This window comes from Mycobacterium sp. AZCC_0083 (assembly GCF_014202335.1).
In the GTDB taxonomy this organism is placed as follows: domain Bacteria; phylum Actinomycetota; class Actinomycetes; order Mycobacteriales; family Mycobacteriaceae; genus Mycobacterium.
Genome location: NZ_JACHGP010000014.1, coordinates 72,678 through 94,199, shown reverse-complemented (window position 1 = coordinate 94,199; position 21,522 = coordinate 72,678). Strand labels below are relative to the sequence as shown.

Below are 21,522 nucleotides of genomic sequence, written 5' to 3'. Positions count from 1 at the left end.
GGGTGTCCTGCGTCTTCTGCGCCATCGTCGCCGGCGAAGCCCCAGCCATCCGCATCTACGAGGACGACGACTACCTGGCCATCCTCGACATCCGTCCGATCGTTCGCGGGCACACCCTGGTCATCCCGAAGAAGCACACCGTCGACCTGACCGATACCCCGGCGGACACCATCGCCGACCTCGTCCGGATCGGGCAGCGCATCGGCAAGGCAGCGCGGGCGTCGGAGCTTGAGGCGGATGGCAACAACATCGCCATCAACGACGGCAAGGCCGCGTTTCAGAGCGTGTTCCACATCCACCTGCACGTGGCGCCGCGAAAGTCCGGTGACAAGCTGTCCTTCGTTAAGGGGCTGGTGGTGCGGCGCGATCCGGAACGGGAGGCCACCGGGCGCATCCTGCGCGAGGCGCTGGCCAAGATCGACGCAACCAAGGAGTGATGGCAACATGCCGCTGTGGGAGCGCTACATCGGTGTCCCGTTACTGGGGCTGCACGACAAGATCTACAAGCGGACCAACGGCCGGATCGGGCACCACATACCGGGTGGTCCGCCCAGCCTGTTGTTGCACACCGTCGGCGCGAAGACCGGGTTGAAGCGGACGACGCGGCCGATTCCGGTCATCGCGCTGACGCCTTAGACCACGGTCGCCTTGGCGACGTCGCTCAATCCGGTCGCAGCATTGCCGAGCGCTGGGTGAGCACATCGCCGTTCACCGAATGCACATCGGCGTATATGGGCTCGAAGACGCGGCGAATGAACTTCCATTCGCCGTCGATTCGCGCGAAGCGGTCGTAGTAGACGCCGTACTGCTCGACGTTGACCGCGGCTCCGCCTGCACCGAACTCGGTATCGGCCAGACCCACCCCACGGGCCAACTCGTGCACGGTCGTGGTGGCCTCTGCCCGGTCATCGTCGGTCAGCGTGATCACCGAAGAATGCGGCGTTTGGATGAGGAGGTCGTACGCGGACGTCGCCGTCAGAAACTCCATGAATGCCGCGCAGCCTTCGAACCGCAGCCCCAGCCTTGGGCTCTCCCACGTGGCGTCGGGAGCGAACAGCGGTTCGCATTGTCGCCAGTCGCAGCGCGTCACTGCATCGGAGTACCGATCGACGAGGTCTCGAATCTCAAGCCGATCCAGCCATGCGCGCGCCTTGGTTTCCGACGACCTCTCGGCCACGGGCCGAGCCTAGACCAGTTGTGCGCCGCGGCGCGGTTAGAACAGCTCCTTTGCGAGCAGTTCCAGTGTCCGCTCGCGGGCAGGTGCGGTCGCGGGGTCGACGCCGCGGTAGGCGGACGCGACGGGGTTGACCATCACCTCGTCGACGCCGAAGTGCTCGGCCAAGTCGCGCACCTGGTCGGCCGCCTCGGTCGGTGACCCGATGATGGCGCGGGCCACACCCGCGTCGACGATGGCCTGCTGCTGGTGGGTCAGTTCGACGCCCCGCGCGTCCTCGACGAGGTCGAGTGCACGCAGCGGCTGGCCCGTGCGCAGCCACGCCATCATGTGCAGGTTCGGCAGCATCAGCTCTTCGGCCTCGGCGCGGGTGGGCGCCACCGACGCGTTGACGGTCATGAAGGTGGTGGGTTCCTTCGCCAAGTCGCTTGGCTTGAACTCCCCGCGGTAGACGGCAAGAGCCTCCTCGGTGCCCTGACCCGAGAAGTGGTGGGCGAACACATAGGGCAGGCCCTTCGCTGCGGCGAGGTGCGCCGAATAGAGCGACGAGCCGAGCAGCCACAGCCGCGGCTCGCTGGCGGCCGCGGGCGTCGCCTTCAGAACGTAGTTCTGGTTCATCAGGTTTCGGCCCCGCAGTGACACCTGCACGCCGGACGCGCTCATCAATGCGGCGACGTCGTCGAGGTACTGCGGGAAGTTCTCGATGTCGGTGTCGTCACGGCCTGCGGCGCCGCGCAGCGCCATCGACGTGACGGGATCCGAGCCGGGAGCGCGGCCGATGCCGAGGTCGACGCGGCCCGGCGCCGCGGCCTCGAGCAACGCGAACTGCTCGGCGACCGCAAGGGGCGCGTGGTTCGGCAGCATGACGCCACCCGAGCCGAGGCGGAGCTGGTGGGTCTGCGCGGCGAGGTAGGCGATGACCACGGGCGGGCTGGTCGCGGCCACGGCCGGCATGTTGTGGTGCTCGGCCACCCAGAAGCGGGTGTAGCCCAGCGCGTCGGCGGTCTGCGCCAGCCCAACGGTCGCTGCCAGCGCATCCGAGGTGGTCTGGTCGCTGCGGACGGGGAGGAGGTCAAGGACGGAAAGTCGCACGTGAGGGTAAACGCGGCCGCTGCGTCATACGTTCCCCACCTCGCGATTTGGGCGTGCTCCGTTGCGCTCAGCGCGACTCAGCACGCCGAAATCACACGTGGGCGAGGCGTTTGGCGGCGGCGAAGACGTCGTCGAGCATCGCCGGGGTGAGCCTGCCGGTGAAGGTGTTCTGCTGGCTGGGGTGATAGCACCCGATCAGGTCAACCTCGCCGGTCGCCGTGCCGAGCGTCGCCATCGCGAGGTGCCCGAACTTCGGCTGCGGGACGGGCACGGCGCCGCCTCCTGCGCGGATCATGTCGAGAGCTGCCCGCCACGCGAACCCGCCGAGCGCGATGATGACCCGCACGTCGGAACCGACCAGCCGCCACTCGGCATCGAGCCACGGCGCACACGTCGACCGCTCGGCAGGGCTCGGCGCGTTGTCCGGCGGCGCGCACCGCACCGCGGCCACCATCCGAGTGTCGTTGAGCGCCAACCCATCTGCGGCGTCCACGCTCAGCGGTGAGGTGGCCAATCCGGCCCGGTGCAGGGCGGCGAACAGAAAGTCGCCAGAGCGGTCGCCGGTGAACACCCGGCCGGTCCGGTTCGCGCCGTTCGCCGCGGGCGCCAGACCGAGCACCAGAATGGCGGGCCTGGCCGCGCCGAAACCGGATATGGGCCTGCCCCAGTACGGCTCGACGGCGAAGGAGCGGCGCTTCTCGACGGCGACGCGCTCGCGCCAGTCGACCAGCCGCGGGCATGCCCGGCACACGCTGATCTCCGCATCCAGATCGTCGAGCGCCATGGCCCGTTTGGCCACCGACCGCACGCGGGCCGCCGTCGTCGCGACCACGGTGTCGGACAAAGCCGGATCTCCCGGCCAGCCCGCCCCTGCTGGCACCGGCGAGTCGAAGAGCTCGCCCGTACGGGGATGCGGCAGCTTCACCCCACCACTCTGCACGCCGGGAAACTCCTTCGCGGTCCTGGCATGCCCGCTGTTAGATTCAGCCCCGATACCCCATGACTGACTCCAAGCGCGGGCCTAGTTACCTGATCCTGTTCGCCGCGCTGATGGCGGGCGCGGGCAACGGCATCTCGATGATCGCGTTCCCCTGGTTGGTGCTGCAGCGCAACGGATCCGCGCTGGAGGCGTCGGTCGTGGCGATGGCAGGGACGTTGCCGCTGCTGGTGGCGACTTTGATCGCGGGTGCGGCGGTAGACTACCTCGGGCGACGCCGGGTGTCGATGATCTCCGACGCGCTGTCGGCGCTGTCGGTGGCCGCGGTCCCGGTGATCGCACTGACGTTCGGGGCCGACGCGATCAACGTGGCGGTGCTGGCCGGCCTGGCCGCCCTCGGCGCGTTCTTCGATCCCGCAGGGATGACGGCACGCGAGACGATGCTGCCCGAGGCGGCGAAGCGGGCAGGCTGGACGCTGGACCATGCGAACAGCGTCTACGAGGCGACGTTCAACCTGTCCTACATCGTGGGTCCGGGTATCGGCGGCCTGCTGATCACCACCCTCGGTGGCATCAACACCATGTGGGTGACCGCGGGGGCCTTCGGGCTCTCCATCGTCGCGATCTCCGTGCTGCGCCTCGAGGGTGCCGGCACGCCCGACCGCGACTCCCTTCCCGAAGGAGTGTGGTCGGGGGTGGTCGAGGGACTGTCGTTCGTGTGGAACATGAAGGTGTTGCGCACGTTGGCGTTCATCGACCTCGCCGCGACCGGGCTCTACATGCCGATGGAGTCAGTCCTGTTTCCGAAGTACTTCACGGACCGCAACGAGCCCGCGCAACTGGGCTGGGTCCTGATGGCACTGTCGGTCGGCGGCTTGATCGGCGCGCTGGGATACGCCGTCATGTCGAAGTACATGAAGCGGCGCACCACGATGTTGATCGCCGTGCTGACGCTGGGCGTGGCGATGACGATCATCGCGTTCCTGCCGCCCCTTCCGGTGATTCTGGGCTTGAGTGCGGTCGTCGGCTTCGTCTACGGGCCAATGGCGCCGATCTACAACTACGTCATGCAGACCCGCGCGCCTGCGCACCTGCGCGGCAGGGTGGTTGGCGTGATGGGCTCGCTGGCGTACGCCGCGGGGCCGCTCGGCCTGATCATCGCCGGGCCGCTGGCCGACTCGGCGGGCCTCAAGACGACGTTCCTCGCGCTCTCCATACCGATGGTGATGCTGGGCCTGATCGCGCTGGGGCTGCCCTCATTGCGCGACCTTGACCGTCCGGTGGAGCAGGCATGAACCCACGGGACATGCGTGCCGCACTGCGGTCACTGCCCGTGTTGACCGGCGAGGCGCCGCCTTCGATCCGCACCAGCTCCCCCGCCGAGCCGATGTCGATGTTCGTCGAGTGGTTCGGCACCGCGGTGAATGCGGGGTCGCTGCGCTGACCTTCTACTGGCCACAGCTGGTCCGTCAGGTCCGCGTGCGTGGACCCGTGGTCCCCGATCCGCCCGCGGTCGCGTCGGCCGATTTCCTCGCCAGGTCGGCCGGTGCGCGCGCCCTGGTGTTGCTGCGGAAACAGAGGGAGCCGTTCTCGGACGACGACGATCTGGACCCACGCGCTGGCAGGGCGTTCCCGAGCGCCGCCATCAGCGACTGCTCTACACCCGCTCCGAGACCGGCTGGTCCAAGAGCCTGCTCTGGCCCTGATCGGGCATCTAAACGCCGCGTTTTCGACGGTATGCAATATGGGTAACCCGCACGCAGATGTGTTCGACGTCACAATCGAGGTAAGCCCGTGTACCAACAAGTTCTTGATCCGGTCGCCAACTCGCTCGCGTGGAGCGCCGCGGTTGCGGCACTGCCGCTGCTCCTGCTCTTCGTCTTGCTCGGCGCGTTGAAGATCACCGCCTGGGTGGCGTCGCTGATATCGCTCGCGGTGAGCATCGTGATCGCCGTCGCGGTCTACGGGATGCCCATCGGGCAGACCCTCCTTGCCGGGACCGAGGGCGCCGCATTCGGTTTCTTCCCGATCCTGTGGATCGTCATCAACGCGATCTGGGTCTACCAGATGACCGTCACGACAGGACATTTCGACGTCCTACGCCGGTCATTCAGTCAGGTGAGCGATGACCAACGGATCCAGGCCATCCTCATCGCGTTCGCGTTCGGCGCGCTGATCGAGGCGCTCGCCGGCTTCGGAACCCCGGTCGCGGTGACGTCGGTGATGCTGATGGCGCTCGGCTTCAGACCGCTGAAGGCGGCCGTGCTCGCGCTGGTGGCCAACACCGCGCCCGTCGCATTCGGCGCCATGGCGACGCCCATCATCACGCTCGGCAAGGTCACCGCCTTGTCGCCCGACACGCTCGGCGCGATGGTCGGCCGGCAGACCCCGCTCCTTGCGCTGTTCGTGCCGTTGGCGCTGGTGGCGATCGTCGACGGCCGGCGGGGCATCCGCGAGACGTGGCCTGCCGCGGTGGTGTGTGGCGTGGTGTTCGCCATCGCGCAGTACGCCACGTCGAACTTCGTGTCGGTGCCGCTGGCCGACGTCGTCGCGTCGCTGGTGTCCGCCGCGGCGGTCGTCCTGCTGGTCCGGGTTTGGCAGCCCCAGCACGTCTACACCGAGCCTGCGGTGGTCGGCTCGGCGCTGGGGGTCCCCCCGCTTGCGGGCGAGAGCGCAGCGACAGGGGGATCAGATCCGGCCACGGGGGGCGGCACCGACCTCGCCGAGGAGGACCACGACGACACCCGCGCCGACATCGTTCGGGCGTACGCGCCCTACGGGATCATCATCGGGGTCTTCGTGATCTGCCAGATCCCCGCGGTGAAGAAACTGCTCGATTCGGCGACGTTCGCGGGGAACTGGCCCGGTCTGCATGTGATCAATGCCGACGGCGACCCGTCCACGCTGACCAAGTTCACCCTCAACCTGCTCACCACTCCGGGCACCCAGATGCTCGTCGCAGGCGTACTCACGATGGTCGCGCTGCGGCTGTCGGTGCCGCGGGCACTCAAGGCTTACGGGACGACGCTGCATCAACTCCGCTGGGCGATCCTGACCGTGATGGCGGTACTCGCACTGGCGTTCGTGATGAACCTCTCCGGGCAGACGATCACTCTCGGCACGTGGATGGCCGCCGCGGGCGGGGCGTTCGCGCTGCTGTCGCCGATCCTCGGCTGGCTCGGCGTCGCGGTCACCGGCTCCGACACCTCGTCGAATTCACTGTTCGGTGCGCTGCAGGTCGCGGCCGCGAACCAGGCCGGGCTGTCGGACGTCTTGATGGCCGCGTCCAACAGTTCTGGCGGCGTTCTCGGCAAGATGATCTCACCGCAGAACCTCGCCATCGCAGCAGCTGCGGTCGGCCTCGACGGGAAGGAGGGCGACATCTTCCGCCGGGTCATCCTGTGGAGCCTGGGGTTCCTGGTCCTGCTGTGCATCCTTTCCGGGCTGCAGGCCTCACCCGTGCTGTCGTGGATGGTGCCGTGACTGTTTTGGTTGGTGCCGTGACACACCTCGTAGCATCGACGGAGTGGTCACAGACATGCTGGCTGAGCTGATCGCCGAACTGCCCGACGGCACCGTCGTCACCGATCCCGACATCGTCGCGTCCTACCGGCAGGACCGCGCCGCCGACCCGAACGCGGGCACCGCGATCGCCGTGGTCAGACCGCGTCGCACCGAGGAGGTACAGACGGTGCTGCGGTGGGCCACCGCGCACGCGGTACCCGTCGTGCCGCGCGGCGCAGGCACGGGACTCTCGGGCGGTGCCACCGCCGTGAACGGCGGCATCGTGCTGTCCACCGAGCGCATGCGCGACATCGTCGTCGACCCCGTGACCCGCACGGCCGTGACGCAGCCTGGGTTGTTCAACGCCGAGGTGAAGAAGGCGGTCGCCGAGTACGGGCTGTGGTATCCGCCCGATCCGTCGTCGTACGAGATCTGCAGCATCGGCGGCAACATCGCGACCAACGCGGGCGGCCTGTGCTGCGTGAAGTACGGCGTCACGACTGATTACGTGCTTGGCATGCAGGTGGTTCTCGCCGACGGCACCGCGGTGCGCCTCGGTGGCCCGCGCCTAAAAGACGTTGCGGGACTGAGCTTGACCAAGTTATTCGTCGGTAGCGAGGGCACCCTCGGCGTGATCACCGAGGTGACGTTGCGGCTGCTGCCGCCGCAGCACAGGGGCTGCACGGTGGTGGCGTCGTTCGACTCGGTGGCGGCTGCCGCCGATGCGGTGCTCGCGATCACCGGCAAGATCCGGCCATCGATGCTGGAGTTCATGGACTCGGTCGCCATCAACGCCGTCGAGGACAAGCTGAAGATGGGCCTTGACCGCAAGGCCGCCGCGATGATGGTCGCCGCGTCCGACGACCGTGGCCCCGCAGGCGTCGAGGACACCGAGTACATGGCGCGGGTGTTCACCGAACACGGTGCGACCGAGGTGTACTCCACCGACGACCCCGACGAGGGCGAGGCCTTCGTGGCGGCGCGGCGATTCGCCATCCCCGCGGTCGAGGCCAAGGGGTCGCTGCTTCTCGAGGACGTCGGAGTGCCGTTGCCCGCGTTGGCCGATCTGGTGTCCGGGGTGGAGAAGATCGCCGAGCGACACCGCCTGATGATCTCGGTGATCGCCCACGCCGGCGACGGCAACACCCATCCGCTTATCGTGTTCGACCCCACCGACCACGACGAGGCCGACCGCGCCCAGCTGGCGTTCGGCGAGATCATGGATCTGGCCGTCGGCCTTGGCGGGACGATCACCGGCGAGCACGGCGTCGGCCGACTCAAGCGGCCATGGCTCGCGGGCTATCTGGGGCCAGAGGCGATGGAGCTCAACCGCCGGATCAAACAGGCATTGGACCCGGACAACATCCTCAACCCCGGCGCCGCGATCTAGGCCAGACACGAACACGCCCTCCCCGGGTGCGGGGAGGACGTGCTGTTCGGGGTCAGTTCATGTGCCCCGGGCCGTGGTGGCCCTGCCAGCCGGGGACCTGCGTGGGCGCAGGCGTGGCGTAGTAGTCGGGGTAGTACTGGTAGCCCGGGCCGACCGGAGCCGGCGCGGTGGTGGTTGGGGCGGCGGGATCGGCGTTGGCCATGCCGGCCAGGCTGAACGCGGCAGCGCCGATGACGCCTCCGGCCAGTGCAGCGAGCGCGCAGTAGCGCCCGAATCTTCGTGTGGTGCTGGTCATTTCATCAATCCTCTTGTGTGAGTGTGCTTCTCGATTGACCACCGGAAGATGTTCCGGCGATGAAATGACCATGCCTTGGTTGGGGCGCGCCGTATGTCGGGCGAACGGTGGATGAGGGGGATGAAAGTCGTGTCCCCCGATCGGCGGACACGTCGGCGAGCGCGCGCAAAATCCTGATGTTTTGCGGCGTGTCGCGTGCAAACACGCGCGCTCGCGGGAGGGGCTAGGTGTCGGTAATGACCAGATCCGCCTTGCTCCTGGTGGCGGCGATCAGATCGGCATTGCGTTGGTCGACGTCATTGACCCAGGCGACGGCATCATCGGGCGACTTCCCGAATCGGATGTGCCGGTTGACCAGTCGCTGTCGTCGAACGTCGTCGTCGAGGTCGTAGAACCAGACCGTGTCGAGGAACGAGCGAGCCCGTTCCCACGCGGCGCCGTCGAGCAGCAGGTAGTTCCCCTCGGTGATCACCACCCTTGCGCATCGCAGGACGGGGATGCTGCCCGCGATGGGCTGCTCGATGGTCCGATCGAACGCAGGCGCCAACACGTCGTCATCGGCCTCCCGGAGCCGCTGCAGCAGCGCCGCGTATCCGGCGGCATCGAAGGTGTCAGGGGCGCCCTTGCGGTCGGCGCGGCCAAGCCGGCTCAACTCCACGTCGGCGAGGTGGTAGCCGTCCATCGGCACGTGTGCGACGTGCGATCCGATCCACGGCCGGTCCGGATCGGAGATGTCGGGCAGGCGATCCGTCCACTCCGCGCGCCACGACAGCAGCTCCGAGACCAGGGCTTCGGCCAGCGTCGTCTTGCCAGCACCGGGTAGTCCGACGATGCCGACGATGACCCGGCCACCCTTCCGCCGGCGGACCAGATCATCGATGCGGCTGCATAATTCGGCGAGAATGGCCTCCTTCACGCGGCGGCTCGGCTGAGGAAGAGTTGTTCGGTGATGAAGTGGTGGGCGTGCACGGCGAGATCGGCGCCGTCGGTCCACAGGTTGCGCCAGATGGCCAGGTCGTTCGACAGACCTTCCATGACGACGGCCGATGAGAAGCTCTCGAAGGTGATCGGCCCTGCGTAGCCGATCGTGTCCAACGCACGGAAGAAGGGGGCGAAGTCCAGGTGCCCCGAACCCAGGTAACCCCGGTGGTTCTCGCCGATGTGGACGTAACCCAGCCGGTCGCCGACCAGCAGCACGGGGCGCACGAAGTCGTCCTCCTCGATGTTCATGTGGTAGGTGTCGAGGTGGATCAGGACGTTGTCGGCGCCGATGTCATCGGCCAACCGCAGTGCGTCGGCCGCGGTGTTGATGACGTTGGTCTCATAGCGGTTGCAGATCTCCAGACCCAGCGTCATGTCGAGCTCGGCTGCCTGACTGGATAAGTCGCGGAGTACCGCCACGACGTTGGACCGCCCGCCTGCCGTCAGTGCATGACCGTACTTGCCGAGCGCGCTGTAGAGCGCACCGGTGAAGTGCGTTCCTCCGAGCCGATGGGTCAGTTGCAGTGAACCGGTGAGTAATTCGGCCCCACGCTTGACGACCTCGGGGTCCTCACTAGACACGTCGGCGCTGAAGGCAAGCCCACGCGAGCAGGCCACCTTCAATCCGGCCGCTTCGAGTTCTGCCCGCGCGGCGTCGGCGTCCATGTTGAGCGAGTCGTGCAGCGAGAACTCCAGCAGGTCGTAGCCGGCCGCCTTGGTGTTGGTGATGGCGGTAGTGACCGATTCGGGCGCGGTGTCCCCCACCCATACCAGGGCGTGGATGCCGATCGGATTGATAGCAGACATTGAGGTGAAACTCCTTGATCGAGACGGTAAGTGGCATCAAGCGGGGATGGCGCCGGTGATCAGGCCGACGACCTCCTCGCCGGTGGTGGTGGCAGTGCGGCGCCCGCCGACGCAGCGTCCGGCCCGCATGACCCACACGTGGTCGGACAGGCGAAGGACCTGCTCGAAGTTGTGACTGATCAGCAGCACTGCGTGGCCGTCATCGCGAAGCTTGCGAATCAGCTCTTCGACCTTCGCGGTCTCTTGGACGCCCAGTGCGGCCGTTGGCTCGTCCATGATCACCAGCTTCGAACTGAAACTGGCTGCTCTGCAGATCGATACCGCTTGTCGCTGTCCGCCGGAGAGTCTGCGCACCCGCGAGGTGACCGCAGGCACGTTGACCGCAAGGGCCGAAACCATCCGATCCGCTTCGCGTTTCATGCCGCGGCGGTCGAGTAGCCGGAAGGGGAAGGCGCCGATCGTCTTCTCGCGATTGAGGAACAGGTTCTGCCAGACGGTCAGGTCCTCGACGAGTGCCAGGTTCTGGTGCACCGTCTCGATTCCGGCGTCGCGCGCATCGTCGGGGGTGCGGAATGTCACGACGTCGCCGTCGAAGGTCATCTCGCCGGCGTCGGGCCGGTGGATCCCCGACATGCAGCGCACGAGCGTGGACTTGCCTGCCCCGTTGTCGCCGACGAGCGCGGTGATCTCGCCCCGGCGCAGCGTCAGACTGACCTCGCGTAGCGCCTTGACTGCGCCGAACGACAGCGACACGTTCGTGACGGTGAGCAAATCTCCTGTCGAGGTCATTTCTGGAACCTCGAGAGCAGAGCGGCCAGCACCACGACGATGCCCACCGACAGCGGTTGGTAGAACTCCGAAACGCCGACCAGCGTCAGCCCGTTGGTCAGTGCGGTCAGCAATAGCGCACCGAGCACGGGCCCGATGATGCTTCCCCGTCCACCGACCAGGCTGACACCGCCCAACACCACGGCCGCAACGGAATTCAGCAGGAACGCGGTGTTGGCGGCAGGCTCTGCCGCGCCGACGCGGGCGACGAGCAGGATGGCTGCCAGCCCCGCGAGGGTGCCCGCGATGACGTAGACGGCCAGCTTGACCCGCATGGTCCGAACTCCGGTCGCTGCGGCGGCCTCGACCGACCCGCCGGTGGCCAGCACGTGGGTGCCGAACCGGGTGCGGAAGTAGACGACGTGCGCGATGACGTCGACGACCACGGCGATGATGAATGAGTAGCCGAAGATCCCGATCCCGCCGCTGGACAGCTTGAGCAGCAGCGGATCGATGACGGTGGTCGGCTTGCCGTTGGCAAGGATCAGGGCAAGGCCCGACGCGGCGGACAGCGTGCCGAGCGTGGCGATGAAGTCGGTGATCTTGCCCTTGGACACGATCAGTCCGTTGACGACGCCGATGGCGGCGCCCGCCAGCAGCGCCACCAGCATGGCCAGCCACAGCTGGTGGGTGTGCACGTACGTCAATCCGAACGACACCGCCGCGAACGTCATCGTCGAAGCGACCGATAGGTCGATGCCCCCGGTGGAGACCACGAACGTCTGCCCGATCGTCAGCACGATCAAGATGGCCGCCGACACCAGCATCGCCTCGACGTTGCCCGGTGTCAGGAAGGTCGAATTGGCGCTCTGAAAGATGACGACCAGCAGGACGAGACCGACCAGCGAGGCCCACTCAGCCCAGAACGACAGGTCCTTCGCCCGCTCAAGGACGGCGTTGCCCGGCTGCGCCCCGCCCGGTGGTGCCTCCGCGGTGGGCGCGGTCACTTGAGGAGCGCCGTGAACGGATCGGCGTACTCACCAAACGGCTTGGGGGTGGCCGCGATGGCCTGGTCGGCGTTGTCCTTGGTGACCAGTTCCACGGGGGCGGCGACGTTGGCGGGCAACGTCTTTCCTGCGGTGACGGCCTTGCAGGCTTCGACGCCCATCTGGCCGATCACGAATGGATACTGAGCCACCACCGCGGACAGCTCGCCACTCTTGACACCCTCGAGGGCCTCCTTGAGCCCGTCGACGCTGACGATCTTCACCGCGCCGATCTTGTTGGCCGAGGCGACGGCCCGAGCCACGCCAAGGGCCATGTCGTCGTTGGCGACGAAGAAGCCGGCCAGATCGGGGTTGGCGCGCAGCAGCGTGCTCGCCTGGGTCAGGGCTTCCTGGCGGTCCCAGTTGGCGGCGACGGTAGGGAGAATCGTGATCGACGGCTGCGCCTTGGCGGCCTCCTGAAAGCCTGTGATCCTGGCCGCGCTGGTGACGTCACCGGACGTGCCGCCGATCGCGACGACCTTGCCGCCGCCGGGGAGGAGTTTCAGCATCTCGCCGGCTGCCAGCTTGCCCGCCGCCTCGTTGTCGGTGCCGATGTAGCTGGCGATCGTGGCATTGGCCTGCTTGGCGGCGTCGGGGTCGACGGGCGAGTCGATGTTGACGATGGTCTTCTTCCCCGCGGCCAGCTTCGCGATGCCCTGAATCAGGTTGGTACCACTGATCGGATTGACGATGAAGCAGGAGTAGTCCTGGTTGGCCAGTGCGGCGAGCTTGTCGGCCTGACCCGTGGTGTCGGTGACCGAGGTCGCCGCCTGAACCTCCACCTTGACCTTGTTGGCGCTGGCGGCATCCTGCACCCCGCTCTGCATCGTCTGGAAGAACGGGTTGTCCAAACCCTTGAGGATTGCCGCGACGCTCGGCTCACTCGAGGACGACGAGCACGCGGACAGCGCCAACGTTGTTGCCAGCACCACAGCCCCCGACAACACGGCCCCCGGTGCCGTGTCCGACTTGACCGTCTTCGATGACCTCAGTGGCACCTGCATGAGTGATCTCCATCCTCGTTATGTTCGATTAACGATGACTTTAAACTAAAGTTATACAAAAGCAAGGATCCGTGTAGCATAAGCATCCGAGTACCACCGGCGGAGAGGACGCGGGCGACATGACGGTCGAGTCCTCGACGCCCGCGGGCCGAAACGCCGACCTGTTTCGCATCGCCACGATGTTCCGCACCGAAGCGACCTTGAGCCGCGCCGACGTGGTCCGACGCAGCGGCTTGTCCCGCTCCACGGCCAATCAGCGTCTCGACGCGCTGGTCTCGGCGGGGCTGGTGGTGGCCGCCGACACGAGCGCGACGGGAGGCCGTCCCGCAAGCCTTTTCGCGCTGAACAGAAACCGCGGCCTACTACTGCTTGCCGACGTCGGCGCCACCGCCATGCGCAACGCTCTCTGCAATCTGAGCGGCGAAGTTCTGGCCGAAATCGATCACGGCATCGACATCGCCACCGGTCCCGACCCGGTACTCGGTCAGATCAGCCGCGACTTCTCCGATCTGCTGGCGCGCAGTGGACGCTCCGCAAGTGAGGTTCTTGGGATCGGCCTTGCCGTCCCTGGACCGGTCGACTTCGCCGCAGGACGGGTGGTCAGCCCGCCGATCATGACCGGGTGGGACCGCTTCGACATCCGCGGTTGGTTCGCAGGCGACTTCGGTTGTCCTGTCGTGGTCGAGAAGGACGTCAACGCGATGGCCGTCGGAGAGCACCGCGCGATCCATCCAGACGTGCCCAACATGATGATGCTCAAGGTGGGCACCGGCGTCGGCAGCGGGCTGATCGCCTCGGGCCAGATCCACCGCGGCGCAGACGGAGCCGCAGGCGACATCGGCCACATCCATCTCCGACTCCCCCACGGCCATCCCGAGGGTTACGCCGAGGAACCGCTCTGCAGGTGCCGCAACACCGGTTGCGTCGAAGCCTATGCAGGAGGGTGGGCCATGGCCCGCGACCTACGCGCTGCGGGCAAGGACGTCGAAACGGTGAACGACGTCGTGCAATGTCTGCGGAGTGGGGACACCACCGCCCAACAACTTCTGCGCCGCGCGGGCCGCATCCTCGGGCTGGCCGTTGCCGACGCAGTCAGCTTGTTCAACCCCAGCATCATCTCGGTGTGCGGCCAACTCGCCGGAACCGAAGAGCCGCTCTTGGCGGGCATCCGCGAAATCGTCTACCAACGCTCGCTGCCGCTGGCCACGCGCAATCTGCAGATCGTCCGCAGCCAACTCGACCCGCGAGCCGGCTTGGTCGGCCTCGCGGTCCTGTTGTCCGACGAGATCTTCTCGCTGGAACGCATCGGGGCACTCACTTCGTAGGCGCGCTGACTATCAGCCCAATGTTGACACGCGGCGCATTATGTCGTATTCATAAGACATGTCAGCTGCTTTGTCTCATCGCATGCCTGCCCGATTCCAGCTCGGAAGGGCTGAGACCTGGCCGAATCCCTGGCCGATGTACAAGACACTCCGCGACGACGACCCCGTGCACCACGTCGTCCCCGAGGACAAGCCCGAGGACGACTATTACGTCTTGTCCCGGCACGCGGACATCTTCACCTCGGCCCGCGACCACCAGACGTTCTCGTCGGCGCAGGGTCTGACGATCAACTACGGCGAGCTCGAGCTGATCGGTCTTGCCGACAACCCGCCGATGGTGATGCAGGATCCCCCGGTGCACACCGAGTTCCGCAAGCTGGTGTCCCGCGGATTCACTCCGCGCCAGGTCGAGTCCGTGGAGCCGAAGGTCCGCGAGTACGTCGTGGAACGCATCGAGCGCATCCGCGCCAACGGCGGCGGCGACATCGTCGGCGAGCTGTTCAAGCCGCTGCCGTCGATGGTCGTCGCGCACTATCTCGGCGTGCCCGAAGGGGATCGCAACCAGTTCGACGGCTGGACCGACGCGATCGTCGCCGCCAACACCGCGGAGGGCGGTATCGGCGGCGCGCTCGAAACGCTCGGCGACGCCCTCGGCGGAATGATGGCCTACTTCACATCACTCATCGAGCGGCGCCGCAGCGAGCCCGAGGACGATACCGTCTCGCATCTGGTCGCCGCGGGTGTCAGCGCCGACGGTGACATCGCAGGGGTGCTGTCGATCCTGGCCTTCACCTTCACGATGGTCACCGGCGGCAACGACACCACCACTGGGATGTTGGGCGGCTCGGTGCAGCTGCTGCACCAACGTCCCGATCAGCGTCGGCTTCTCGCCGAAAACCCCGATCTGATAGGCGGTTCCGTCGATGAGTTCCTGCGCCTCACGTCGCCAGTGCAGATGCTTGGCCGCACCGTGACCCGTGACGTGACGATCGGCGACACCACCATCCCCGAAGGTCGACGTGTGATGTTCCTCTACGGGTCGGGCAACCGCGACGAACGCCAGTACGGTTACGACGCAGGCGAACTCGACGTCACGCGCAAGCCGCGCAACATCTTGTCCTTCAGCCACGGAGCGCATCACTGCCTCGGGGCGGCCGCCGCTCGCATGCAGTCCCGCGTCGCACTGACCGAGCTGATGTCGCGCATCCCCGACTTCGAGGTCGACGAGGACGCAATCGTCTGGGCCGGTGGCAGTTACGTGCGACGGCCGCTGTCGGTTCCGTTCACGGTGGGCCGGCGGGCAGGAGCGAAGCGACCCGGGGATGTGTCCTAGCGTGGCGGGTGACTGGCTGGCCGCGCGGCGCACCGAGGTGGCCGCCGACCGGATCCTCGACGCGGCAGAGGACCTGTTCACCAGACAGGATGCCGCCACCGTCGGGATGAACGAGATCGCTAGGGCGGCAGGGTGTTCCCGCGCGACGGTGTATCGCTACTTCGAGAACCGGGACGCGCTGTACACCGCCTACGTGCACCGTGAGACGTATCGGGTGTTCAGCGCGACGGGCAAGCGCATCGCGGGCATCGCCGATCCGCAAGAGCGGCTCCTCGAAGGCGTCGTCGCATCGTTGCGCTGCGTCCGCGAAAGTCCTGCGCTGTCATCGTGGTTCGCCTCGGCCCAACGCCCGATCGGTGGCGAGATGGCCGAACGCTCGGAGGTCATCAAGGCACTGACGGAGGCCTTCCTCGGCTCCCTCGGCATCGACGACGTCGAGCAGCGGGCGCGCTGGCTGGTCCGTGTGATGATCTCGCTACTGGTGTTCCCCGGTCACGACGACGCCGACGAGCGGGTCATGCTCGAGGAGTTCGTGCTGCCGATGGTCGCACCGACTCTGGGGGTCATGCCACCCAGTACGCCTGGACCTTGATCGACTTGCGCGGAATCTTGTAGTCCTCGCGGAAGATCTTGGCCACCGCGCGAGTGGTGCGGTTGTCACACGCCACCCAGCCGAAGTGGTCGGCGGCGTCGAACGCGGATGCGCCGACGGCCTCCCCAGAGCCTCGCCTGCCTTCTTGCGATCCACCCACGTCACCTCGGCCGTGCCGGCCGGAAGCTCGCGATCGTCATCGTGGGCGGACTCGAGGAAGACCTTGGAGGGCTTGACGATGCCACCCCCCGTCGCTTCGCTCGCCCGGGCGATGGCGTCGAGCAGCGAGTTGATCGCAGGAAGCGACGCGGCGTCGCCCACGATGACGTACCCCGCGGGCGAGCTCTGGCAACGTGAAGTTGTTGCCGAGCACCGTCACCTCGTGAGAGGGCCGTGTGCGCGCTTCGCGTCGGCTCTGCGCCTACGGCGTCGAAGTGCGAGTGACGCTCGCCAACACCGCAGAGCCGACGCGAAGTGACAGGTCAGCCGATCGAGTCGACCGCCGCCAGGATGTCGGGCACCTCGCTGCGGGTCGTGTAGTTGGGGTGCACATCGACCCAGCGGATCACCCCCGCGGCATCGACGACCACCGTCGTGGGCATCGGCAACGTCACACCACCATCGGCGTTGTGCTCGGCCAGATCCAGTCCGACCTGCTGCTGAGCTGTCGCGGCCTCCGCGGAGGGCTCGGTCAGAATGCCCAGCACAGAGGCGAGCTGGTTGCCGGGGTCGGACACCACCGCGTAGGTCAATTGGTTGGTTTCCGCGGCGCTCAGCGACCCGTCGGGCTTCTGCGGGCTGACCGCGATCATGACGAAACCGCGATCGGCAAGGGCGGGCGCCAATTCGGCCTCGTACGTGCGCAACGCGATATTGCAGAACGGGCACCACGCGCCGCGATAGAACACCACCACCGCGGGCCGCCCGGCGCGCACCTGCGCCAAGGACGTCGCGCCGCCGCGAACGTCGAGCAGCTCGCCGTCGGGCATCGGCGCACCCGGTGCGCTCACCCCCGCGGGCACACCCGCCTCGTCCAGCTCGGCCTGTTCGGCGGCGAACGCGTCCATCGCCTCCGCAGGCAATGCGGTGGCGGGTCCCACCAGGAACGCCTGCGCCTGCTCCCCGATGCTGGATGTCTGAGTCGTCATGGGACCGCCTTCACGAAAGATTGGATTGATCACTCCATAAAAGCACTCAGATTTTGGATTGTCCACTCCAGAATCTTGTAGGGTTGCTGGATGGTCACCGCGAAGGGGCGTGCCACCCAGGATCGGATCGTGGCCGCCGCCGCCACCCTGATGTGTACCCGCGGGGTCGCCGCCACCAGCACCGAAGACGTCCGCGCGGCGGCGAAGGTCAGCTCATCGCAGATCTATCACTACTTCGCCGACAAACGGTCGCTAACCCGCGCCGTCATCGAGCACCAGACCGATGCCATCGTCGGGACCCAGGAAACGATGCTGGCCCGCCTCGACACCGTGGACGCATTGCGCGCATGGGCCGAGTTCATCGTCACGTTGCAGCGGAAGGGCGGTTACCGCGGCGGCTGCCCACTCGGCACGCTGGCCAGCGAACTCGCCGAGAACGACACCGCTGCGCGTGAAGACCTCGCAGCGAGCTACCGACGCTGGCAACGGGCGATCCGCGCCGGCCTGGCCGCCATGGCAGATCGCGGCGAGTTCGTGGCCGGCACCGATGTCGACAGACTGGCGACCGCACTCCTGACCGCACTGCAGGGCGGACTTCTGCTGAGCAAGACGCTGCGCGACGGTGAGCCCCTCGAGATCGGGCTCAACACCATGATCGACCACATCGAATCGTTCACGGCCGCAGGCAGTTCCTCTAGGTCTTGACCCGGGTGACCCTGTGCAACAACCACGCCAGAGGAATCGTCACCAGCAGCGTGACCACGAACAACCACCACATCGACCCCGTGTAGATCGGGAAGTGGAGCACCTCGACCATCACCAACTCCATCGTGACCAAATGGATCAGGAAGATCTCGTAGGAGATCTCGCCGAGGAACACCATCGGCCGGCTCGCCATGAACTGGGCGTACCAACCGCGATTGCCAAGTGCCAGCGGTGCGACGGTCAGCGTGGCGATGACGGCGTAGAACGCGGCCTTCGCCAATCCCTCGCGCAGTTCGGACGGCGACGTGGTTGGCGCACCGGCGATCGGTGTCGAGGCGATCAGGTAGCAGACGATCGACAGCGGCACGCACACCAGTGCGTAGGCCGCAGCACCCGTCTCCCGCAACACCGCAAGCATCATGCCGCCGATGAACCACGCCAGATACGTCGGCAGCCACAGCCGCGCACCGTCGGGCAGCCAATGAGTGGTGTGCACCAGCACCAGCCACGCAGGCGTGATGCACGCCAGCGCCGTCAGCCCCACCATCAAGCGGATCGGGCGAAACCGCCTGCGGCACAGCACCCCCAGAAGAAGCCAGGCGAGCACGGGCAACGCCACGTAGAACGAGACCTCAACGGCAAGGCTCCACATCTGGGTCAGGCCCTGATGCAGGTAGGAGAACAGGTAGTCGTCGGTGTAGATCTGCGTGAGGGTGAGGTTGCGGAACAGGCCGAGCCAGGTGTGGCCGGGATTCGGTCCGGCAGTTCGGAAGTGGTACAGCGCGTAGGCCGCAAGCACCGTGATGACGTAGGCGGGCATGATGCGCCGCACCCGGTGCCAGGCGTATCGCCGCACCGACGGCGCGTCCCTGCCCTGTACCGAAGCACGCACCCACGGGCTGAACAACAGGAAACCGGACAACACGAAGAAGATCGGCACCCCGATCTCCATGCGGGAGTAGATCAGTCCGGCGTAGCCGAGGTTGTACTTACCGGTGGTGTAGGCCGCGTGCGTGAGCATCACCAGGATTGCGGCGACCGCACGGATGCCGGTGAGCGAATCCACTCGACCGGCTGACACCGATTCGAGCCCGCCCCGTGCGTCGAGTTCCTGGCGCAACGTCACTTCGGCTTATGGCGCGCCTTGGACCCACGTTCGGGTTCCAGTTTGATCGGGACACCCTGGATGCGGGTGTGCTCAAGGGCTTTCAACGTCTGGTGCGACAGCTTCGCAGGCAGCTCGACCAGCGAGTAGTCGAGCTTGATGGAGATGTGACCGAAATCGCTGCGGTGCAGCCCGCCCTCGTTGGCGATCGCGCCGACGATGGCACCGGGAGCGACCTTGTGCTTCTTGCCGACCGCGATGCGGTAGGTCGACAGATCGCTGCGGCGCTCGCGTTGCTTGCGCGGACCGTCGTCGCGTGCGGGACGGTCCTCACGGCGGCGCGGGTCCGGCGGCGGTTCGCTCATCAGGAACTCTTCGCCGTTGCGGCTCTGCACGGCAAGCGCAGCGGCGATATCGGTCAACGGCACGTCGTTGTCGCGCTCGTAGTCCTGAATGAGCTTGCGGAACAACTCGATTCCCGGCGAGGTGAGCATCTCGGTGATCGAGTCGCGGAACTTCTCGACGCGCTGGGCGTTGACGTCGTCGACCGTCGGGAGTCTGGACTCGACGAGCTTCTGGCGGGTGACCCGCTCGATCGAGTTGAGCAGGTGCCGCTCCCTTGGCGTGACGAACAGCAGCGCGGCGCCGGAGCGCCCGGCGCGGCCGGTGCGCCCGATGCGGTGCACGTAGGACTCGGGGTCGTGCGGGATGTCGTAGTTCAGCACGTGCGAGATGCGATCCACGTCGAGACCGCGAGCGGCGACGTCGGTGGCGATCAGGATGTCGAGCTTGCCGTCCTTGAGGTTGGCGATGGTGCGCTCGCGCACGGCCTGCGGGATGTCACCGTTGATGGCCATCGCGGAAAACCCACGCGCCCTCAGCTTTTCGGCGACTTCCTCGGTGGCCTGCTTGGTCCTGACGAAGACGATCATCGCTTCGAACGGCTCGACCTCGAGCAGTCGAGTCAGCGCGTCCATCTTGCGTGGCCCGGCCACCTGGATATAGCGCTGCGTGATGTTGTCGGCGGTCGCGGTCTTGGACTCGACCCTCACCTGGACGGGGTCGTGCAGGTACTTGCTGGTGATCTTGCGGATCGCGGGCGGCATGGTCGCCGAGAACAGGGCGACCTGCTTGTACTCGGGAGTGCCCTCGAGGATCCGTTCGACGTCCTCGGCGAAGCCCATCTGCAGCATCTCGTCGGCTTCGTCGAGCACCAGGTAGTCGAGATGCGATAGATCCAGGCTGCCCTTCTCCAAGTGATCGATGACACGACCAGGAGTGCCGACGACCACTTGGGCGCCGCGCTTGAGCCCGGCGAGCTGCGGGCCGTAGGCGGAGCCGCCGTAGATCGGCAACACGTTCACCGGCAGGTGTGCGCCGTAGCGGCTGAACGCCTCGGCGACCTGCAGCGCCAACTCGCGCGTGGGGGCCAGAACCAGCGCCTGCGTGATGCGGCTGGACGTGTCGATCTTCGAAAGGATCGGGATCGCGAACGCCGCCGTCTTGCCCGTTCCGGTCTGCGCGAGCCCGACGACGTCGGATCCCGCCAGCATCGGCGGGATGGTGGCGGCCTGGATGGCCGACGGGGACTCATATCCGACGTCGGCGACGGCCTGCAGCACAGCGGGGTGAATCTGCAGGTCGGCAAAGGTGGGCGCGGCGTCGTGCGCGTCGGTGTCAGGCGAGGTCATCGAGGTAGGAGTCTACGGGTAGATCGCGGCCTCATCTGCCGCGCGGCGGGCCTCGGGTAGCGTGCCCTGTTGTGAAGTGGGTCGCGATCCTGGCGGCGGCGTTCGTGCTTGCCGGATGCGGGGCCAGCGACTCCACCGTCTCCAAGACACCAGAGCCCTCGGTGATCGAGACCGCCACCTCCTCGACGCAGGCCCGAGAGCCGACCGTCGTGGCCGGTCCTGGAGCGCCCCCCGCACCTGCAGATCCCTGCGCGGTGAACCTCGCCGCACCCGAGATCGCCAAGGCCGTGTCCGATCTTCCGCGTGACCCGCGCAGCAATCAGCCGTGGAGCTCCGAGCCGTTGGCCGGCAACTACAACGAGTGCGCGCCGTTGTCGGTGGTCATCGTGAAGGCCAACACCAACGCCGAGAACGCGAACACCCGCGCGGTGATGTTCCACCAGGGCAAGTTCATCCCGACCGGTGTGCCCGACACCTACGGTTTCAACGGCATCGACTTGACGGTCACCACCGGCGACACCGTGGCACTGATGTACGCCAGCGGCACCAGCGGGCTGAAGAGCGTGGTGCGGTTCCACTGGAACGGCAACGGCGTGGAGCTGATCGGCAACACGGGCTAAGGCAC

At 66.9% G+C, this 21,522-nt stretch carries 23 protein-coding genes and 2 pseudogenes; 12 read left to right on the top strand and 13 right to left on the bottom strand.

From position 1 onward, the window contains the following. The first annotated feature begins 2 nt into the window (after nt 1–2). On the top strand, nt 3–437 hold the full coding sequence (locus HNP02_RS30155) for an HIT family protein (RefSeq protein WP_184444309.1): 435 nt from the start codon (nt 3–5) through the stop codon (nt 435–437). Between the two features lie 7 nt (nt 438–444). Continuing rightward, nucleotides 445–603, top strand: a pseudogene (locus HNP02_RS30150) (nitroreductase/quinone reductase family protein); the annotation flags it as partial. A 58-nt stretch (nt 604–661) separates the two neighbouring features. Here the strand turns inward: HNP02_RS30150 and HNP02_RS30145 are convergent. The 3 genes from HNP02_RS30145 to HNP02_RS30135 all read right to left on the bottom strand — a co-directional run bounded on the left by HNP02_RS30145 (nt 662) and on the right by HNP02_RS30135 (nt 3,206). After that, nucleotides 662–1,177, bottom strand: a complete 516-nt coding sequence (locus HNP02_RS30145; RefSeq protein WP_184444308.1) for a nuclear transport factor 2 family protein — start codon at nt 1,175–1,177, stop codon at nt 662–664. 36 nt (nt 1,178–1,213) lie between these two features. Next, on the bottom strand, nt 1,214–2,266 hold the full coding sequence (locus HNP02_RS30140; protein ID WP_184444307.1) for an LLM class flavin-dependent oxidoreductase: 1,053 nt from the start codon (nt 2,264–2,266) through the stop codon (nt 1,214–1,216). Between the two features lie 91 nt (nt 2,267–2,357). Further along, nucleotides 2,358–3,206 carry a uracil-DNA glycosylase gene (locus HNP02_RS30135; protein WP_309241743.1) on the bottom strand — a complete coding sequence of 283 codons (849 nt, stop codon included), beginning with the start codon at nt 3,204–3,206 and terminating at the stop codon, nt 2,358–2,360. Between the two features lie 59 nt (nt 3,207–3,265). Here HNP02_RS30135 and HNP02_RS30130 point away from each other — a divergent pair, with 59 nt between their 5' ends. The 5 genes from HNP02_RS30130 (at nt 3,266) to HNP02_RS30115 (ending at nt 8,097) form a co-directional block, all read left to right on the top strand. Further along, complete coding sequence (locus HNP02_RS30130) at nt 3,266–4,498, top strand: MFS transporter (protein ID WP_184444306.1); 1,233 nt, start codon at nt 3,266–3,268, stop codon at nt 4,496–4,498. Then, nucleotides 4,495–4,647 (top strand): hypothetical protein, encoded by a 153-nt coding sequence (locus HNP02_RS43040; protein ID WP_255507111.1) that lies wholly within the window; start codon nt 4,495–4,497, stop codon nt 4,645–4,647. The genes HNP02_RS30130 and HNP02_RS43040 overlap by 4 nt, the downstream gene beginning before the upstream one ends. Further along, on the top strand, nt 4,628–4,909 hold the full coding sequence (locus HNP02_RS30125; RefSeq protein WP_255507110.1) for a pyridoxine 5'-phosphate oxidase C-terminal domain-containing protein: 282 nt from the start codon (nt 4,628–4,630) through the stop codon (nt 4,907–4,909). Before HNP02_RS43040 ends, HNP02_RS30125 begins: the two co-directional genes overlap by 20 nt. 88 nt (nt 4,910–4,997) lie before the next feature. Then, complete coding sequence (locus tag HNP02_RS30120; protein ID WP_184444305.1) at nt 4,998–6,686, top strand: L-lactate permease; 1,689 nt, start codon at nt 4,998–5,000, stop codon at nt 6,684–6,686. A gap of 43 nt (nt 6,687–6,729) precedes the next feature. After that, nucleotides 6,730–8,097 carry an FAD-binding oxidoreductase gene (locus tag HNP02_RS30115; protein WP_184444304.1) on the top strand — a complete coding sequence of 456 codons (1,368 nt, stop codon included), beginning with the start codon at nt 6,730–6,732 and terminating at the stop codon, nt 8,095–8,097. A 52-nt stretch (nt 8,098–8,149) separates the two neighbouring features. On the opposite strand, the gene HNP02_RS30110 is transcribed toward HNP02_RS30115, so the two are convergent. The 6 genes from HNP02_RS30110 to HNP02_RS30085 all read right to left on the bottom strand — a co-directional run bounded on the left by HNP02_RS30110 (nt 8,150) and on the right by HNP02_RS30085 (nt 12,998). After that, a complete protein-coding gene (locus tag HNP02_RS30110; RefSeq protein WP_184444303.1) occupies nt 8,150–8,392 on the bottom strand; it encodes a hypothetical protein in 243 nt (80 codons plus the stop codon). A gap of 223 nt (nt 8,393–8,615) precedes the next feature. After that, on the bottom strand, nt 8,616–9,308 hold the full coding sequence (locus HNP02_RS30105; RefSeq protein WP_184444302.1) for a nucleoside/nucleotide kinase family protein: 693 nt from the start codon (nt 9,306–9,308) through the stop codon (nt 8,616–8,618). Beyond that, on the bottom strand, nt 9,305–10,180 hold the full coding sequence (locus tag HNP02_RS30100) for a sugar phosphate isomerase/epimerase (RefSeq protein ID WP_221318205.1): 876 nt from the start codon (nt 10,178–10,180) through the stop codon (nt 9,305–9,307). The genes HNP02_RS30105 and HNP02_RS30100 overlap by 4 nt, the downstream gene beginning before the upstream one ends. Before the next feature lie 36 nt (nt 10,181–10,216). Continuing rightward, on the bottom strand, nt 10,217–10,969 hold the full coding sequence (locus HNP02_RS30095) for an ATP-binding cassette domain-containing protein (RefSeq protein ID WP_184444301.1): 753 nt from the start codon (nt 10,967–10,969) through the stop codon (nt 10,217–10,219). Further along, a complete protein-coding gene (locus HNP02_RS30090; protein WP_184444300.1) occupies nt 10,966–11,955 on the bottom strand; it encodes an ABC transporter permease in 990 nt (329 codons plus the stop codon). Before HNP02_RS30090 ends, HNP02_RS30095 begins: the two co-directional genes overlap by 4 nt. Continuing rightward, nucleotides 11,952–12,998, bottom strand: a complete 1,047-nt coding sequence (locus tag HNP02_RS30085) for a substrate-binding domain-containing protein (RefSeq protein ID WP_184444299.1) — start codon at nt 12,996–12,998, stop codon at nt 11,952–11,954. The genes HNP02_RS30090 and HNP02_RS30085 overlap by 4 nt, the downstream gene beginning before the upstream one ends. Nucleotides 12,999–13,117: 119 nt before the next feature. Here HNP02_RS30085 and HNP02_RS30080 point away from each other — a divergent pair, with 119 nt between their 5' ends. From HNP02_RS30080 to HNP02_RS30070, 3 genes are all read left to right on the top strand, one after another. Continuing rightward, on the top strand, nt 13,118–14,323 hold the full coding sequence (locus tag HNP02_RS30080) for an ROK family transcriptional regulator (protein WP_184444298.1): 1,206 nt from the start codon (nt 13,118–13,120) through the stop codon (nt 14,321–14,323). 82 nt (nt 14,324–14,405) lie between these two features. Continuing rightward, the gene (locus HNP02_RS30075) at nt 14,406–15,656 is read left to right on the top strand and encodes a cytochrome P450 (RefSeq protein WP_375373722.1); all 1,251 of its coding nucleotides are present in this window, start codon (nt 14,406–14,408) and stop codon (nt 15,654–15,656) included. A gap of 1 nt (nt 15,657) precedes the next feature. Beyond that, the gene (locus HNP02_RS30070) at nt 15,658–16,248 is read left to right on the top strand and encodes a TetR/AcrR family transcriptional regulator (protein WP_184444296.1); all 591 of its coding nucleotides are present in this window, start codon (nt 15,658–15,660) and stop codon (nt 16,246–16,248) included. Here HNP02_RS30070 and HNP02_RS30065 read toward each other — a convergent pair. Continuing rightward, nucleotides 16,220–16,633 (bottom strand): annotated as a pseudogene (locus tag HNP02_RS30065) (siderophore-interacting protein); the annotation flags it as partial. The gene HNP02_RS30070 and the pseudogene HNP02_RS30065 overlap by 29 nt on opposite strands. 97 nt (nt 16,634–16,730) lie before the next feature. Beyond that, nucleotides 16,731–17,396, bottom strand: a complete 666-nt coding sequence (locus HNP02_RS30060) for a peroxiredoxin-like family protein (protein ID WP_184444295.1) — start codon at nt 17,394–17,396, stop codon at nt 16,731–16,733. Nucleotides 17,397–17,486: 90 nt separating this feature from the next. On the opposite strand from HNP02_RS30060, the gene HNP02_RS30055 reads away from it, so the two are divergent. Next, complete coding sequence (locus HNP02_RS30055; RefSeq protein ID WP_184444294.1) at nt 17,487–18,101, top strand: TetR/AcrR family transcriptional regulator; 615 nt, start codon at nt 17,487–17,489, stop codon at nt 18,099–18,101. On the opposite strand, the gene HNP02_RS30050 is transcribed toward HNP02_RS30055, so the two are convergent. Then, nucleotides 18,091–19,227 carry an acyltransferase gene (locus tag HNP02_RS30050; protein ID WP_184444293.1) on the bottom strand — a complete coding sequence of 379 codons (1,137 nt, stop codon included), beginning with the start codon at nt 19,225–19,227 and terminating at the stop codon, nt 18,091–18,093. The two genes, HNP02_RS30055 and HNP02_RS30050, sit on opposite strands and share 11 nt — an antisense overlap. Next, on the bottom strand, nt 19,224–20,897 hold the full coding sequence (locus HNP02_RS30045; protein ID WP_184444292.1) for a DEAD/DEAH box helicase: 1,674 nt from the start codon (nt 20,895–20,897) through the stop codon (nt 19,224–19,226). Before HNP02_RS30045 ends, HNP02_RS30050 begins: the two co-directional genes overlap by 4 nt. Nucleotides 20,898–20,968: 71 nt before the next feature. On the opposite strand from HNP02_RS30045, the gene HNP02_RS30040 reads away from it, so the two are divergent. Continuing rightward, entirely contained in the window at nt 20,969–21,517 is a 549-nt protein-coding gene (locus HNP02_RS30040) for an LppP/LprE family lipoprotein (protein ID WP_309241742.1), read from the top strand. Nucleotides 21,518–21,522: the final 5 nt, after the last annotated feature.

Excerpts from the sequence above, each read along its gene's own strand:
- HNP02_RS30130 (WP_184444306.1), top strand. The coding sequence starts at position 3,266 with ATGACTGACTCCAAGCGCGGGCCTAGTTACCTGATCCTGTTCGCCGCG.
- HNP02_RS43040 (WP_255507111.1), top strand. The coding sequence starts at position 4,495 with ATGAACCCACGGGACATGCGTGCCGCACTGCGGTCACTGCCCGTGTTG.
- HNP02_RS30125 (WP_255507110.1), top strand. The coding sequence starts at position 4,628 with ATGCGGGGTCGCTGCGCTGACCTTCTACTGGCCACAGCTGGTCCGTCA.
- HNP02_RS30110 (WP_184444303.1), bottom strand. The coding sequence starts at position 8,392 with ATGACCAGCACCACACGAAGATTCGGGCGCTACTGCGCGCTCGCTGCA.
- HNP02_RS30100 (WP_221318205.1), bottom strand. The coding sequence starts at position 10,180 with ATGTCTGCTATCAATCCGATCGGCATCCACGCCCTGGTATGGGTGGGG.
- HNP02_RS30095 (WP_184444301.1), bottom strand. The coding sequence starts at position 10,969 with ATGACCTCGACAGGAGATTTGCTCACCGTCACGAACGTGTCGCTGTCG.
- HNP02_RS30085 (WP_184444299.1), bottom strand. The coding sequence starts at position 12,998 with ATGCAGGTGCCACTGAGGTCATCGAAGACGGTCAAGTCGGACACGGCA.
- HNP02_RS30080 (WP_184444298.1), top strand. The coding sequence starts at position 13,118 with ATGACGGTCGAGTCCTCGACGCCCGCGGGCCGAAACGCCGACCTGTTT.
- HNP02_RS30075 (WP_375373722.1), top strand. The coding sequence starts at position 14,406 with ATGCCTGCCCGATTCCAGCTCGGAAGGGCTGAGACCTGGCCGAATCCC.
- HNP02_RS30060 (WP_184444295.1), bottom strand. The coding sequence starts at position 17,396 with ATGACGACTCAGACATCCAGCATCGGGGAGCAGGCGCAGGCGTTCCTG.
- HNP02_RS30055 (WP_184444294.1), top strand. The coding sequence starts at position 17,487 with ATGGTCACCGCGAAGGGGCGTGCCACCCAGGATCGGATCGTGGCCGCC.
- HNP02_RS30045 (WP_184444292.1), bottom strand. The coding sequence starts at position 20,897 with ATGACCTCGCCTGACACCGACGCGCACGACGCCGCGCCCACCTTTGCC.